The following is a 14,712-nucleotide window of genomic DNA, read 5'->3' as shown; positions in this document are numbered from 1 at the left end:
TTTAGGCTGCATCCTATGTCTGCCCAGAAGACGTCTGCCTCGCGGACCAAGCCCGTCTCTGCAGTCGGCGCCTTCATCGGATTCGTCGGCTTCAGTGTGCTCGCCGGACTCCTGGTCACCATCGGCGTCACCCCGGCGATCGCCGTCGCAGGTGTCACCACGACCTCGACGATCGGTGTGTTCGAGTCGCTGCCGGAGTACATCGAGATCGGCGACCTCCCGCAGCGCAACGAGGTCCTCGCATACCAGAACGGCCAGCCGGTCCACCTGGCGACGGTCTACGACCAGAACCGTCAGGAGCTGAAGTTCGACCAGATCAGCGACCAGCTGAAGAACGCCGCCATCGACGGCGAGGACAAGCGCTTCTACGACCATGGCGGCGTCGACATCACCTCGCTCGTCCGCGCGGGTGTCGGCTCGCTCGCCGGTGGGCTCGGCGAGTCCGGTGGTGGCTCCACCCTGACCATGCAGCTCGTCCGCAACATCAAGATGCAGCAGGCACTGGAGCTCCCGACGCTGGAAGAGCAACAGAAGGCGTACAAGGACGCCGTCGAGCAGACCATCCCCCGCAAGCTCGAGGAGATGAAGCTCGCGATCGGGCTCGCGAAGAAGTACACCCACAAGGAGATCCTCACCGGGTACCTCAACATCGCGTACTTCGGCGACCAGACCTACGGCGTGCAGGCCGCCGCACAGCACTACTTCAACAAGAACGCGACCGACCTCACCCCGCAGGAAGCCGCGTCCATCCTGGCGATCGTGCAGTCGCCGAACACCAGGAACCTCTCCGACCCGAAGTACTACGACGCCAACGTCGCGCGTCGCGACGTCATCCTCAAGTCGATGTACGCCCAGAAGCACCTGACGAAGGAGCAGTTCGACGCGGCCATCGCCTCGAAGCCGGCGGACTACGTGCACCTCACCGCGCCGACGCAGGGCTGCAAGGCCTCGGCCGGTTTCGGGTCGCAGTTCTTCTGCGACTACGCGGTGCAGGTCGTCAAGGAGATGCCCCAGCTCGGCGCAACCGCGAAGGAGCGCAAGGCTGCTTGGCGCAACGGCGGCTACACCGTGCAGACGACGCTGGACGTCGGTCTGAACAACCAGCAGAAGGACCTCATCGACAGCTACGCGCCGAACACCGAGGCGCGGTTCAAGCTCGGCGGCACCATCGACTCCGTCGAGGTCGACACCGGGCGCGTGCTGACGATGGTGCAGAACAAGAACTACAACCAACTCTCCGGGTGCGACGTACAGGGCGCCGACCCGAACGCGTGCGCCCCGTCGACGGACTCGGGCATCAACTTCAACGTCGACTCGAAGTACGGCGGCGGTGAGGGGTTCCAGACCGGGTCGACGTTCAAGCCGTTCACCCTGCTCAACTGGATCCAGAACGGGCACGGTCTCAACGAGATCGTCAACGGGACACCGCGCACGTTTACCAGCTTCACGCAGTGCGGAGAGCGCATGGGCGTCAACTACCCGGTCAAGAACGACGCACCCGGTGAGGGCGGCAACATGACCGTGGAGAACGCCACGTACCGCTCGATCAACAATTCCTACGTGCAGATGGCGCAGAAGCTCGACTACTGCGACATCCGCAAGACGGCGGAGAGCCTGGGCGTCCACCTCGCAGCTCCGCGGGCGACGTCGGCGGAGTTCGCCGATGACATGTCGCAGAAGACGACGACGGACATCAAGACCAATGCGTCGTCGGTGCTCGGCACGAACTACATCGCGCCGCTCACGATGGCCGCCGCGTACGCCGGGATCGCGAACAACGGCACGTTCTGCCGACCCATCGTGATCGACAACGTCACGAATGCCGAGGGGAAGGCGCTCGGCGGCCAGCAGAAGGACTGCACGCAGGCCATCGACCCGACGGTGGCGAAGACCGCGATCTACGCGCTCAAGAAGGTGCTCACGATCGGTACGGCGGGCGGCGCACGGACTCCTGACGGATACGACGAGTTCGGCAAGACCGGTACGACGGACGACGCCGACCAGATCTGGCTCATCGGTTCGAGCACCAAGGTCGCCACGGCCACCTGGCTCGGGAACATCGAGGGCAAGACCAGCCTCCGCAAGGTGGCCGGGCCGAAGGGTACCTACTCGCTCGTCCGGACGGCGCTGTGGCGCCAGGCCCAGTCGATCGTCAACGCGCAGAACCCGGGCGGACAGTTCGAGGCCCCGACCGCTTCCTCCATCCGCGGGAACAGCATCTCGGTACCGGACGTCGCGGGGAAGACGACCGACGAGGCACGCGCCGCGATCAGCGGTGCCGGCTTCACCTACGTCGACGGCGGCACGCAGCCAGGGGCAGGGACTGCCGGGACCGTCCTGTCGACTTCCCCGGCCAGTGGTTCCGCACTGTCGAAGGGCTCGAGCGTGACCGTCTACACCACGGACGGTTCCCAGTCGACGGTTCCGGAGGTCGCGGGCAAGTCCGTCGGTGACGCCCGCTCGGCGCTGAACGGCGCCGGCTTCGGGAACGTGAGCGTCTCCGATCAGTACCAGCCGGGGGACGGCAAGAACCAGTGCAAGGTCGCCGCGGTCGATCCGGGTGCAGGGACCGCTGCGTCGAAGGACACCACGATCAACCTCACCCTGTTCGGCAACAAGGACGGCAAGGCCCCAAAGGACTGCAAGTGACCCGCGGCCGGGCAGCGCTCGGCGTCCTCGCCGCAGGAGCTGCGGCCGGCGCCGGCGCTGCCGCGTGGGGCACGCTCGTCGAACGGCGGCGGTTCGAGATCCGGTGGGAGACGATGCCCATCCTGCCGCCCGGTTCGCGTGACGTCGTCGTCCTGCACCTGTCGGACATCCACATGGCGCCGTGGCAGGCGGACAAGCAGCAGTGGCTGCGCGACCTGAGCCTGGTCGAACCCGACTTCATCGTGAACACCGGTGACAACCTCGGGCACCCGACGGCGAACGCAGCGGTCGAGTACGCGCTCGAGCCGTTCCGTGGTGTCCCCGGCGCGTTCGTGTACGGCTCGAACGACTTCTACGGCCCCTCCCCCCGGAATCCGCTGAAGTACTTCGGCGGCCCGAGCAAGCTGCACGCGTCCGGGAAGCCGGTCGACCTCGACATCGAACGCCAGACAGCGTTCTTCGAGTCGATGGGCTGGCTCGACCTCAACGACAAGGCACATGCCATCGAGGTCCGTGGCTCGCGCTTCGAGCTCTTCGGCACGTCCGACGCACACCGCGACTGGGACCGCCTCGACCTGCTCCCGACGAACGTGGACGAGATGCGCGGCGACGTTCCCTGGTCCGAGGAGGAAGACGGTCCGGCACCGGTGTCGATCGGCGTCACGCACGCCCCGTACCGCCGCGTGCTCGACGCGTTCGTCCGACAGGGTGCCGACGCGATCTTCGCCGGGCACACGCACGGCGGGCAGGTCGCCGTCCCCGGTGTGGGTGCCCTCGTCACGAACTGCGACCTCCCCCGCAAGTACGCGAGTGGCCTCCACCGCTGGCAGAACCGGACGCACTGGGCCTGGCTGCAGGTGTCGGCCGGCCTCGGGACGTCGATCTACGCGCCGGTGCGGTTCGCGTGCCGCCCCGAGGCAGTCGTCGTCACCCTGACCGCCCGCGTCTGACCAGCCGCTCCAGTCCGATCAGAGCGTCGCGCATCCCACCGAGACCTGCATCGCGGTGAACCCGGCGGCGTCCGGCACACAGAGGACGCGCCAGGTCCCCGGGCCGACGATCCCGTCGATCGTGATCCACGATCGGCTCTGCACGACACGGACCCGACCGTCGGTGAGCGGCCCGAACCGCCGGTCGACGGCGATCGGTGCTTGCCCGTAGCGGAAGCGGTCGTAGTTGAGGAGTGACTGCAGTCGGGCGACGCAGAACTCGTCGGCGATCCCCGCGCGCAGGACCTTCGACACGCACCCGGCCGGTGCCGCGGAGGCCGAGGGCGGGGCGGCGATGAAGGGTGTCGCGGTGGCGATGGCGATCACCACGACGACGAGGAAGAGCCGTGTGCGTCGGTTCAGGGTCACGGGCTCATCCTGACCGATGTGGAATGTGACATGCAAGCAGATGCGACAGGATTTGCCGTCATGGTCGTGAGCACCCCGGATCATCCGCTAGACTTCTGCAGGTCGCTTCACGGAGTGACCAGCACACCTCGGGGTGTGGCGCAGCTTGGTAGCGCGCCTCGTTCGGGACGAGGAGGTCGCAGGTTCAAATCCTGTCACCCCGACAGATGAAGGCCCGGATCCGCACGGATCCGGGCCTTCTCCGTGTGCCCGGGGACACACCGACCGGTGCGCCACGACGTGGCCCCGCCGGCCGACGCTAGCCTGATCTGCGACATGGAGACCCCCGACCGCCTCGCACCCGTCGTCGCCCGCATCGGCACGATGTTCCCCGAACTCCGAGACGACCCCGTGATGGCCGCCAGCCTGTTCGAGAACGTGACGTCGATGCTCGCAGACGCCCATCGTCGCTACGCGGAGGGGCTCGAGGGGTCGATCACGAGCGACCTCCTCCTCGCCGACGAGCACCTCGCCACCGGCGCCCTGCACGCCGAACACATGCAGCACCCGGCAGGGGCGATGCTCGCGGCCGAGGTGCTCTTCGACGAGTACCTCCCGGTCTTCGTCGAGGAGGTCGGCGCCGGCACCCCTGCTGAGCTCCTGCGTGCTTCCAGGGCCCTCCACGGGGGTATCTGGAGCCGGTTCCCCGCCGGAGCGGTCGCCTACACCGAGGCGCTCCGGCAACGCGTCACGACGGCGAACCTCGACTCGCGTGCGCACATCGCCCGCGACCTGCACGACCGGGTCGCGCACGGGATCCTCGCCGGACTGCAGCGCATCGACCTGGCGCTGCTCACCGATCCCCCGGCCCCGGAGCGCACCGCTCAGCTCGAGGCCGCCGCGACGCAGCTGCGCCGCGCGCTCGGCGACGTCCAGAACCTCGCCGTCGCCCTGCACGCCCGCGTCGGGGGCGACGTCCTGGACGCTGCGCTCGCCCGGCACGTCAAGGACCTGTTCCCGGACACCGAGCGGGTGACGATCGAGTCGCACGGCACGGCGGCGCCGCTCGTGAACTGGCGGGCGGAGGAGTCGCTGACGATCCTCCTGGAGGCACTCACCAACTGGTGGAAGCACGCGCGCGACGCCGCCGTCCACGTGCGGTTCGACTGGGGTGCCGATGCCCTCACCGTGAGCGTGCGGGACGAGGGCCCCGGATTCGACACCGACGGGAGCGTCGACGGCCGGCTCGGTCAGTCAACGATGCGGGAGCGCGCTGCGCTGATCGGCGCACGGATCGACGTCACGAGCGCGCCGGGCACCGGGACGACCGTCACGCTCGTCGTGCCGAAGGGAGCGCTGTGAACGCGACCGTCACGCACGTCGCGATCGTCGACGACCACCGGCTCTTCCGCGAGGGCCTCGCGACGATCCTGTCGTCGGTCCCGACCATCCGCGTCGTCGCGCACGGCGAGCGTCCGGCCGACGTCCTCGACGGGCCAGAGGCCGCCGCGATCGACGTGCTGCTCCTCGACGTGGAGCTCGACGGTCCCCCGGCCCGCACGACCATCGCGACCGTGCGCAGGAACCATCCGGGCATCGCCGTCGTCGTCCTCACCATGCACCGTGACGCCGTGCTCCGCCGTGCGCTGCTCGACGCCGGCGCGGTGGACTTCGTGACGAAGGACACCCCCAGCCGCGAACTCGTCGAGCGCATCGTCCGCGCGAGCACCCAGCCCGCCGCACCGGTGACGTTCCCGGTCGACGTCGTCACCGACGCCCGTGCCGGCTCACCGCTGAGCGACCGCGAGATCGAGGTGCTCCGGCTCGTCGCCGCTGCGCGCTCGAACGCCGAGATCGCCACCGACCTCGGTCTCGCGGTCGGGACGGTGAAGCGCCACGTCTACAACGTGTTCCGGAAGCTCGACGTGACCAGCCGGGTGGGAGCCGTGGCGACGGCCACGCGACTCGGCCTGCTCACCTAGCCCGAGCCTCCCGGCAGGGGAAACCGCATCTCCTGACGGCCACCGAGGGTGAACCTGACCACAGCCTGACCGTGCTCCTCCGTGAGGCGGTAACCGTCGGTCCTCGACGGTGGCCGCCCACCCGGGAGCCCGTCCACGGTGACGAACGCGTGCTCGCCGGTGGCCATCCGCACCCAGAAACCGTCGCGGATCCCGATCTGTGTGCTCAATCCACCCAGCGAGGTCGACTCGCTGACCACGACGGTGTGCCCGTTGACGGTGCCGACATCGACGTACGCCGGCGGGGCCCCGAGCATCGCAACGAAGAACAGGGTCGCGACGGACCCTGCAGCAGCGACGACGAGAGCCGACGACACGAGGATGCGCACGGCGATGCGGACCGCGCTCGGAGCCCGTCGTGTACCGCGCCAGGTCCACCCGGAGGCTGCCACGATGAGGAACACCACCCCGACGACCCACACGACCACGGAAAGCGAGCCGGTACCCATCGAACCCACGACGAACCGCTGTCCGGGGGAACCGGCCGCCGCTGCGTCGAGGGCGCACCATGCGGCGGCCGCGAGCGCCAGACCGAATGTTGCGGCCCCGAGGACGGCGGTGGAGGTCGGAATGGCCACGACCTCATCGTGCCGTGTTCGACCACGGCCAGCGACGTGTCTCGCCGGCTTGTGTCATCGGACACAGGCTCGACAGTCGGCGGACCGGATCAGCGCGGACGGACGAGCGGCGCCCCTCAGCCGACCGCGACCGACGGCCGCACCAGACGCCCGGCCTCGTGCAGCGACGCGACGACGTCGAGCGCCTGGTGCCGGTACCGCGCCTGTGCCGCACCCGGCGCGACGATCACGCCGTTCGCCCCGGTGGACTCGAGCAACGAGTTGATCTTCGAAGCGACCTGGTCCGCGGACCCGTACGCCTGGCGTTCCGTGCGCGCCGCGATGAACCGGCGCTCGAGGTCACTGAACTCGTAGGCACGGGCCTCGTCCATCGAGACCGGCTCGGGCTTCGCCCCCTGCCGCATCCGGATGAACGAGATCATGCCGGGGGCACTCTGCTCCTCGATGACGGCGGGGTCCTCGTCGGTGACGACCTGCACGCCGATGAGCGCGTTCGGCTCCGACCGGAAGCGCGACGGACGGAACGAGTCCCGGTAGAGCGCGAGCGCAGCCTCGGTGTTGTCGGACGCGAAGTGGTGCGCGAACGCGAACGAGATGCCGAGCGCACCGGCGACCTGCGCGCTGTAGCCGGAGGATCCGAGCAGCCAGAACTCGGGCACGTCGCCGTACCCGGGGACGGCGCGGATGCGCGCGAGCGGGTTCGACTCGTCCATGCCGGTGAAGAACCCGATCAGGTCGGCGAGCCGCTCGGGGAAGTCGTCGACGTCGAGCCGGTCGGTCCTGCGGAGCGCCATCGCGGTCGCCCCGTCGGTCCCGGGGGCACGCCCGAGACCGAGGTCGACGCGGTCGCCGTAGAGCGCGCGGAGGGTCCCGAACTGCTCGGCGACGACGAGCGGCGCGTGGTTCGGCAGCATCACGCCGCCGGAGCCGATGCGGATGGTGCTGGTCGCGGCCCCGACGGCGCTCAGGAGCACGGCAGGAGCCGACGAGGTGATCCCGGGCATGCCGTGGTGCTCGGCGACCCAGAACCGCTCGTAGCCGAGCTTCTCGGCGTGCACGGCCATGTCGATGGAGCCCTGCAGCGCCTCGGTGTTGGACTGGCCGTACTCGCGGGTCGCCAGGTCGAGGACGGACAGGTGCACGGATGCGTCGCTCATGTGGGCGGCAACGCCGCGGACCGCGCGCGCATTCCGCGGTGCGCAGGTGCAGCGCTGCCGGAGGGCCGAACGGTCACGACACACCGCCGCCCGTCCGCCGGGTGGTCACGATTCGTCGCGCGGCGTCGCCGACGACGACGATCTGCGGCCGCTCGCCGGACGCGAGCGGTGTGTCGTGACCGGTGACGACGGCGGACCGGTGACGACGACGGGCCGGAGACGACGGCGGACGGGAGGCCCGTGGCGTGCTCGCACCGGGCCTCCCGTCCGTCCTGTGGCCGGGTCGGGAGCCGCGCTCGCCGCCACGACGGACGGTCGCGTCGCCCCCGGTGCAGGCATCGCACCCCCTGGGCGCGGTCAGGCCAGCTCGCCGTCGAGACGGCCGCCCGACTCCGTCAGGTAGCAGTTCGCGCAGAGGGACTCGTACTCGACGTCGACCCCGTCGATCGCCACCTGCGACCCGTCGAACACGAAGCGGCCGTCGACCTTGCGGGCGTTGAACACGGCCTTGCGGCCGCAGCGGCAGATCGTCTTGAGCTCTTCGAGCGAGTGCGCGACCTCGAGCAGGCGCCGGCTGCCGGGGAAGGCCTCTGTGCGGAAGTCGGTGCGGATGCCGTACGCGATCACCGGGATCTCGTCGAGGACCGCGATGCGCAGCAGGTCGTCGACCTGGATCGGGGTGAGGAACTGCGCCTCGTCGACGAGCACGCAGCTGACCGGACGGACCATGCCGTCGAGCCGGTCGGACTCGGGGTCGGTGGCACCGGCGTCGGTGACCGCACCACGCACGTCGACGTCGGCCGGCAGCACGATGTCGACCTCCCGCGTCACGCCGAGGCGGGAGACGATCTCGCGGTCCCCCTTCGTGTCGACGGACGGCTTCGCGAGGAGCACCCGGTGCCCGCGCTCCTCGTAGTTGTACGCGGCCTGCAGGAGCCCCGTGCTCTTGCCGCTGTTCATCGCTCCGTAGCGGAAGTACAGCTTCGCCACTAGGAGAGGAAGCCGTCCTCCGCCGCGCGACGGATCAGGTCGGACTTCTTCGACGCGGGACGGCCGACCTTGGCGTACTTCTCGCGGACGCGGCGCAGGTAGGTCTTCGCGGTCTCGTACTGCACGTTCATCTGCGACGCGACCTCGTTCGTGGAGTAGCCGGACACGTACAGCCGGAGCGCCTCTTCCTCGCCGTGGCTGAGCTTCGGGCGCTGGTGGGCCGTCGCGCCGGTCGGGAGCGGACGCCATTCACGCTGGGTCGGGGTCTCCCGCTCCACGCCCATCACGTCGCGCGCGACGTCCATCACCTCGCGCATCGGGAGCGACTTCGACAGGAAGGCGGCGGCACCGGCGGCGAGCGCACGGTCGCGGGACTCCCGCGTGTCGACGCTCGACAGGACGATGACCTTCGCGCCGGCGGCGCGGCAGGTGCGGACGCGGGCCTCGATCGAGACCGGTTCCTTGAGCTGGAAGTCCAGGAACACCAGGTCGGTCGGGAAGCTGTCGCTGTGCACCATCTCGAGCCAGGTGTGCGCGGTGAGGGCCAGGTCGAAGTCGAAGGCGTTCACGGCGATCCAGCTCGACAGGCTGTCGAGGAGGACTTCGTGGTCGTCGAGGATGGCCAGTCGTACCCGGCGGGATCCGGGGTTCGGCAGGGCTGGCATCCCTTCCGTCAGCCTGTTCGGGTCAGTGCTGGTCATACGAGAACCTTAGTGCGAGGGACGAGGGACGGACCGCGACGTCGAGGTCGGGGAAGGTGACGCGGAGGACGGCGAAGTAGGGGTCGAACGTGCGGTGGATGCCGACGTCCGAGTCGGCGACCGCGACGTCGAGGGCGATCTCGACGCGGCCGTCCGCGACGCGCTGCACGGAGGCGCGGAAGCCCGCCGGATCGACGGTGGAGGCGCGGAGCGCGGCCCGGACGAACGTCCGGACGACCGTGCGTTGGTCCGCGTCGAGCGTGCTGATGAGTCCGTCGGGATCGTCGATCGCCGCTCCCGCGCCGCCCTCGGCACGGACGGCCTGCTCGAACCACGTCCGGTCGGCGTCGGCGACCATCGCGCGGCGGATCCCGTCGGCGATCGACCTGGCACGGGCCCGGTCCGCGTCCGTGATCGTCTCGCGGGTGCGGAGCTCGGCGAAGAACGGTGCGACGTCCCGCGCGAGGATGATCGAGCGGTCCTGCTGCACGCTCGCGGCGATGCCGTCGCGCTCGGCTCGCGCCACCGAGTACGAGCCCGCGCGGATCTGCACACGCTCCGCGAGACCGCCGAACGTCCAGGCGAAGACCCCGGCCGCCGCGGTGAGGACCAGGGTCGGAGCGGCCGCGAGGAACGCCGCGACGGCCACCGGCACGCCGTTCGGAAACTGTGCCGCCGCGACGCCCCAGGCGACACCGTCGACCACCGCGAGCGCCACACCGCCGACCACGAGGTCACGCCAGGGGCGGTACGGGGCCACCATCACGATGCCCGTCGCCGTGAGCAGCGACATGAAGTCGTTCAGTGCGCTCTCGTCCGGACCCCACTGCGCGGCGACGCTCGTCACCGCGGCCAGCGCGAGCAGCCCCACGTGGAGGACGAACGCCCAGCGCGGGAAGGGCGCGCGGAAGGGGCTCGACGCCGTGATCACCACCGCTGCGGACGCCGCGAGGAGCAGGACGGTCAGGGCGCTGAGCGTCGGGCTGCCGACGACGTCACGGTCGAACACCGAGACGATGATCGCCCACACGACGCCGACCGCACCGAGGACGACGGCAAGCGGCCTCGATCCCATCGCCCCGAGCGGGTCGTACTGCTGCGCGGTCCTGCCCAGGACCGCGCGACGGATCGTCCTCCGCGTCGTCACGTCCGGCGCCGACCCGCTCCGGCCGCCGCTCACGACGCGGACTCCAGGTGGTCGTCGCCGTCCGTGCGACCGATCGACCGGACGGATCCGGTCAGCGCGCCGTACGGCACCGTCATCATCACGCTCGTGCCGGTCCCGGGTGACGACCACACCTGCACGTCGCCGCCGACACGGCCGACGCGCTCCCGGACCGAGTTCCGCAGCCCCATCCGGTCGGCGCCGGTCTGCTGTTCGTCGAAGCCGCGGCCGTCGTCGACCACCATGACCGTGCACGCGACGCCGTCGTCGAACACGCTCACCTCGGCGGTGTCGGTGCCGGCGTGCTTCCGCACGTTCGCCAGGCACTGCCCGACCGCACGGACGAGGGCCGTCACCGCGGCCGGCTCGAGTCGCGCGATGGCCGACGGGTCCCCGGTCACGACGACCTCGAGCCCGTGGGCGCGGTGCTCCTCGACGACGTGCTCGAAGGCCTCGACCGCCGCTCCCCCGTCGGCGCGCGGCTCCGGAGCGAGCCACGCGCGGCCGGTGAGCATCGCCACGTCGGACTCGACGGTGCGTGCGAGGTGTTGGTCCATCGGGCCGTCCGGTGCCAGCGCGATCGCGCCGAGGTGGTTGAGGACGGTGTCGTGCAGGATCGCGGAGGCCTCTGCCTCGACGCCGGAGCGGTACGCCGACACGTGCTCCTCTCGCGCCGAGCGGAGGAGCTCCGGCTGGACGCGCTGCGACCGTGCCGTGCTGCGGCCGGCGACCAGCACGATCGCCACGACGAACGCGAGCGTCACCCACGCCAGGACCAGCGGATGGCCGGCGCCACCCACCTGGACGGTCGCGAGGGTGGTGGCGATGCGGCCGACGACGAGACCGGCGATCGACCAGAGGACGACCCTGCCCGGCACCGCGCCGGCCCCGCCGACGAGCACGAGCGGGATCACGACGAGCGACAACAGGTACGAGGCCACCCACGGCACGGCGATCTCGCTCTGGACGACGTGCGTGAACCACCAGGCACACGCCCCGCCGACGGCCAGGAAGGCGATCGCCGACCGCCACGTGCCGAACTGCACGTGGACGCCGATCATGCCGAGCATCGGCACCAGCGCGAGCACGGCGCCGAGGACGCGGACATCAGGGTCGCTGGCACGGAACAGCAGCAGGGTGATCGCTGCTGCGACGAGGGAGCCGATGGCCGCCGCGTGGAACGCCCGCACCGTCGACCACGCGTTCACGCGCGGAGCGAGGTGCGTGGGGATGCCGAGCACGGTGCATCGTCCTTCCGGGAGCCAGGGAGCGCCGCCCACGATCCAACCACCGATGGTCCGGCCGTGTACCCCGGATCGGGCACCGGGCGACGACTGGGTCGATGATACCGGGCATGGCTGCACCCCTGCTGTCCCCCGAACGCGCACCGAGCGATCGTCAGAAGAGCGTCGGCACCCCGTTCGTGATGCCCTGCACCCGGGGCCTGGTGGGTGCGAGCGCCTGCTGCCTGAGCCCGCGTTCCCAGCCCGGATCGGCGCGCTTGAGCGGCGAGACCCCCGCCGCCCGGTCGCTCCCCGGGCCGTCCACCGAGAACCCCATCGAGCCCGTCGCCGGGTCCATCCGCCCGAGACCGACGCCGTGCGCCCGCATGATGGGGCGGATCCGCTCGCCGAGCCACCGTCGGTAGTCCTTCGGCGGGTAGGTGTTGTCGAGGTACATCGACCGGTACCTGCCGACGAGGTCCGGGTGCGTGCGCGCGAGCCAGTCCATGTACCAGGGCTTGACGCCGGGCTTCAGGTGGAGCGCGGAGTACATGACGCTGGTGGCACCGGCCGCCGCCGCGCGGCCGATCGCGTCGTCGAGGTGCGCCTTCGTGTCGGTGATGAACGGCAGTACGGGCATCAGGAACACCGAGCACGAGAGCCCGGCGTCCCGGACCGCCCGCACCGTGGCGAGCCGTGCCGTCGTCGTCGGGGTGCCCGGCTCGACGGACTGCTGCAGCTCGTCGTCGTAGACCGCGATGGACATGGCGAGGTCGACCGGGACCTGCTCCGACGCCGCGACGAGCGCCGGGATGTCCCGCCGCAGGAGCGTGCCCTTCGTCAGGATGCTGAACGGCGTCCCCGAGGCAGCGAGGGCGTCGATGATGCCGGGCATGAGCCGGTACTTGCCCTCTGCCCGCTGGTACGGGTCGGTGTTGGTGCCGAGCGCGACGGGGTGGCGGTCCCAGGTGGGCTTCGCGAGCTCACGCCGCAGGACGTCGGCGACGTTGGTCTTCACGACGATCTGCTGGTCGAAGTCCGAACCGCCGTCGAACTCCAGGTACGTGTGCGTCGGACGCGCGAAACAGTAGACGCACGCGTGCGAGCACCCGCGGTACGGGTTGATGGTCATCCCCCACGTGCCGCCGTCGACCGCGCCGACACGGTTCAGGGCGGACTTCGCAAGGACCTCGTGGAAGGTCACGCCGGCGAACTCGGGCGTGGTGACACTGCGCACGAACCCGCTGTTCGACTCGAGCCCGGGGAGCATGTCGCTGCCCGACGCGTCGATCGCCTGTCCGTCCCACCGCATGCAGCCATTCGAACACACGTTCGAACGGATGGCAAGGTCAGTGGTGCAGGCCGAGCACCTTCGCCGTGCGCTCGAGCGTCTCGTCGGCGAGCTGCGCGTCGTCGCCGAGGTCCTTGCCGTAGGTCGGGACCATCACGCGGACGGCGTCCTCCCAGCGGTCCCAGCGGTCCGGGAAGCACTTGCGGAGCAGTCCGAGCATGATCGGCACGGCGGTGGACGCACCCGGCGACGCACCGAGCAGCCCGGCGATCGAGCCGTCGGCGGCCGTGATGACCTCTGTCCCGAACTGCAGCACCCCTCCCTTGTCCTTGTCGGGCTTGATGACCTGCACGCGCTGCCCGGCGATGATCTTGTGCCAGTTCTCCGGCTGCGCCGCCGGCATGAAATCACGCAGGGCGTCGAACTTCGTCGACTTCGACGCCAGCAGCTGCCCGATCAGGTAGCGCACCAGGTCGAAGTTCGAGAACGCGACGCTGAGCATCGGGCGGAGGTTGTGCGGCCGGATCGACCGGACCAGGTCGAACAGCGACCCCTGCTTCAGGAACTTCGGGCTGAACCCGGCGTACGGGCCGAACATCAGCGATGCACTGCCGTCGACGATGCGGGTGTCGAGGTGCGGCACGGACATCGGGGGCGCGCCGACGCTCGCCTTGCCGTAGACCTTCGCCGAGTGCTTCTGGACGACCTCGGGGTCGTCGGTGCGCAGGAACTCCCCCGACACCGGGAAGCCGCCGTACCCGCGGATCTCCGGGATGCCGGACTTCTGCAGCAGGTGCAGCGCCCCGCCGCCGGCGCCGACGAAGACGAACTTCGCGGCGATCGACTGCTTCGAACGACCGACCTCGTTCAGGACGTCGAGCGCCCAGCCGTCGAACACCTTGCCGCGGCTGATGTTCGTGACCTGGTGGTTCGCCTCGAACTCGACGCCGTCCACCTCGAGCTGGTCGAACAGCTGGCGGGTCAGCGACCCGAAGTCGACGTCGGAGCCTGCCGCGGAGTACGTCGCCGCGATCGGCTGGTCCTTCTTGCGACCGGGGATGAGCGCCGGTGCCCACCTCCGGATCTGCTCGGCGTCGTCGCTGAACTCGAGCCCGGCGAAGAGCGGATGGTCCTTCATGGCCTCGTAGCGGGCACGCATGTACTCGACGTTGTCGGCACCCCAGACGAAGGAGATGTGCGGCGTCGGGTTGATGAAGTTCTTCGGGTCCGGCAGGGCGCCGGTCTCGACGAGGAACGACCAGAACTGGCGCGAGACCTGGAACTGCTCGTTCACGACGACGGCCTTGGCGATGTCGACCCGGCCGTCCGGCAGCTCCGGGGTGTAGTTCAGCTCGCAGAGGGCGGAGTGACCGGTCCCGGCGTTGTTCCACGGGTTCGACGACTCCTGCGCGACGTTGCCGAGGCGCTCGTACACGCGGATCTTCCAGCTCGGCTCCAGCCGGTGGATCAGTGCGCCGAGCGTGGCGCTCATGATGCCACCCCCGATGAGGACGACGTCGATCGGTTCCACCTGCTTCACTGCCACCCGACGATCCTACCGGCGTGCGCTGACAAGGCGACCAAGGAAACGGACGGGAGG

13 protein-coding genes and 1 tRNA gene are annotated in these 14,712 nt (G+C 70.0%); 5 read left to right on the top strand and 9 right to left on the bottom strand.

Going from position 1 to position 14,712, the window contains the following annotated elements; genetic code table 11:
- Window positions 1-15: 15 nt before the first annotated feature.
- The gene (locus tag ACIPJ2_RS15890; protein ID WP_402729612.1) at window positions 16-2,649 is read left to right on the top strand and encodes a transglycosylase domain-containing protein; all 2,634 of its coding nucleotides are present in this window, start codon (window positions 16-18) and stop codon (window positions 2,647-2,649) included.
- On the top strand, window positions 2,646-3,599 hold the full coding sequence (locus ACIPJ2_RS15885) for a metallophosphoesterase (RefSeq protein ID WP_402729611.1): 954 nt from the start codon (window positions 2,646-2,648) through the stop codon (window positions 3,597-3,599). The genes ACIPJ2_RS15890 and ACIPJ2_RS15885 overlap by 4 nt, the downstream gene beginning before the upstream one ends.
- An 18-nt stretch (window positions 3,600-3,617) precedes the next feature.
- Here the strand turns inward: ACIPJ2_RS15885 and ACIPJ2_RS15880 are convergent, their stop codons facing one another.
- On the bottom strand, window positions 3,618-4,007 hold the full coding sequence (locus ACIPJ2_RS15880; RefSeq protein WP_402729610.1) for a peptidoglycan-binding protein: 390 nt from the start codon (window positions 4,005-4,007) through the stop codon (window positions 3,618-3,620).
- Between the two features lie 129 nt (window positions 4,008-4,136).
- Between ACIPJ2_RS15880 and ACIPJ2_RS15875 the strand changes: the two genes are divergently transcribed.
- From ACIPJ2_RS15875 to ACIPJ2_RS15865, 3 genes are all read left to right on the top strand, one after another.
- Window positions 4,137-4,210 (top strand) — tRNA-Pro (locus tag ACIPJ2_RS15875).
- A 112-nt stretch (window positions 4,211-4,322) separates the two neighbouring features.
- Window positions 4,323-5,348: a sensor histidine kinase gene (locus ACIPJ2_RS15870; RefSeq protein WP_402729609.1), complete on the top strand. Its 1,026-nt coding sequence runs from the start codon at window positions 4,323-4,325 to the stop codon at window positions 5,346-5,348.
- Window positions 5,345-5,968 (top strand): response regulator transcription factor, encoded by a 624-nt coding sequence (locus ACIPJ2_RS15865; RefSeq protein ID WP_402729608.1) that lies wholly within the window; start codon window positions 5,345-5,347, stop codon window positions 5,966-5,968. Before ACIPJ2_RS15870 ends, ACIPJ2_RS15865 begins: the two co-directional genes overlap by 4 nt.
- Here the strand turns inward: ACIPJ2_RS15865 and ACIPJ2_RS15860 are convergent.
- From ACIPJ2_RS15860 to ACIPJ2_RS15825, 8 genes are all read right to left on the bottom strand, one after another.
- A complete protein-coding gene (locus ACIPJ2_RS15860; protein WP_402729607.1) occupies window positions 5,965-6,585 on the bottom strand; it encodes a hypothetical protein in 621 nt (206 codons plus the stop codon). The two genes, ACIPJ2_RS15865 and ACIPJ2_RS15860, sit on opposite strands and share 4 nt — an antisense overlap.
- A 116-nt stretch (window positions 6,586-6,701) precedes the next feature.
- Window positions 6,702-7,742: an LLM class flavin-dependent oxidoreductase gene (locus ACIPJ2_RS15855; protein ID WP_281265084.1), complete on the bottom strand. Its 1,041-nt coding sequence runs from the start codon at window positions 7,740-7,742 to the stop codon at window positions 6,702-6,704.
- 357 nt (window positions 7,743-8,099) lie between these two features.
- On the bottom strand, window positions 8,100-8,732 hold the full coding sequence (locus ACIPJ2_RS15850; RefSeq protein WP_402729606.1) for a thymidine kinase: 633 nt from the start codon (window positions 8,730-8,732) through the stop codon (window positions 8,100-8,102).
- Entirely contained in the window at window positions 8,732-9,433 is a 702-nt protein-coding gene (locus tag ACIPJ2_RS15845) for a response regulator (RefSeq protein ID WP_281265086.1), read from the bottom strand. Before ACIPJ2_RS15845 ends, ACIPJ2_RS15850 begins: the two co-directional genes overlap by 1 nt.
- Window positions 9,420-10,580, bottom strand: coding sequence for a hypothetical protein (locus tag ACIPJ2_RS15840; protein ID WP_402729605.1), 1,161 nt, complete (start codon window positions 10,578-10,580; stop codon window positions 9,420-9,422). The genes ACIPJ2_RS15845 and ACIPJ2_RS15840 overlap by 14 nt, the downstream gene beginning before the upstream one ends.
- Window positions 10,581-10,609: 29 nt before the next feature.
- Window positions 10,610-11,839 carry a sensor histidine kinase gene (locus ACIPJ2_RS15835; protein ID WP_402729604.1) on the bottom strand — a complete coding sequence of 410 codons (1,230 nt, stop codon included), beginning with the start codon at window positions 11,837-11,839 and terminating at the stop codon, window positions 10,610-10,612.
- A gap of 157 nt (window positions 11,840-11,996) precedes the next feature.
- Window positions 11,997-13,133: an Rv2578c family radical SAM protein gene (locus ACIPJ2_RS15830; protein ID WP_402729603.1), complete on the bottom strand. Its 1,137-nt coding sequence runs from the start codon at window positions 13,131-13,133 to the stop codon at window positions 11,997-11,999.
- A 37-nt stretch (window positions 13,134-13,170) separates the two neighbouring features.
- On the bottom strand, window positions 13,171-14,658 hold the full coding sequence (locus tag ACIPJ2_RS15825) for a malate:quinone oxidoreductase (protein ID WP_402729602.1): 1,488 nt from the start codon (window positions 14,656-14,658) through the stop codon (window positions 13,171-13,173).
- Window positions 14,659-14,712: the final 54 nt, after the last annotated feature.

Source organism: Curtobacterium sp. NPDC090217, assembly GCF_044746705.1.
Taxonomy (GTDB): Bacteria; Actinomycetota; Actinomycetes; order Actinomycetales; family Microbacteriaceae; genus Curtobacterium.
Note: the sequence above shows the minus strand (reverse complement) of the source record. Positions and strands in the feature narration are given on the sequence as shown.

Excerpts from the sequence above, each read along its gene's own strand:
- ACIPJ2_RS15890 (WP_402729612.1), top strand. The coding sequence starts at position 16 with ATGTCTGCCCAGAAGACGTCTGCCTCGCGGACCAAGCCCGTCTCTGCA.
- ACIPJ2_RS15830 (WP_402729603.1), bottom strand. The coding sequence starts at position 13,133 with ATGCGGTGGGACGGACAGGCGATCGACGCGTCGGGCAGCGACATGCTC.
- ACIPJ2_RS15845 (WP_281265086.1), bottom strand. The coding sequence starts at position 9,433 with ATGACCAGCACTGACCCGAACAGGCTGACGGAAGGGATGCCAGCCCTG.
- ACIPJ2_RS15870 (WP_402729609.1), top strand. The coding sequence starts at position 4,323 with ATGGAGACCCCCGACCGCCTCGCACCCGTCGTCGCCCGCATCGGCACG.
- ACIPJ2_RS15855 (WP_281265084.1), bottom strand. The coding sequence starts at position 7,742 with ATGAGCGACGCATCCGTGCACCTGTCCGTCCTCGACCTGGCGACCCGC.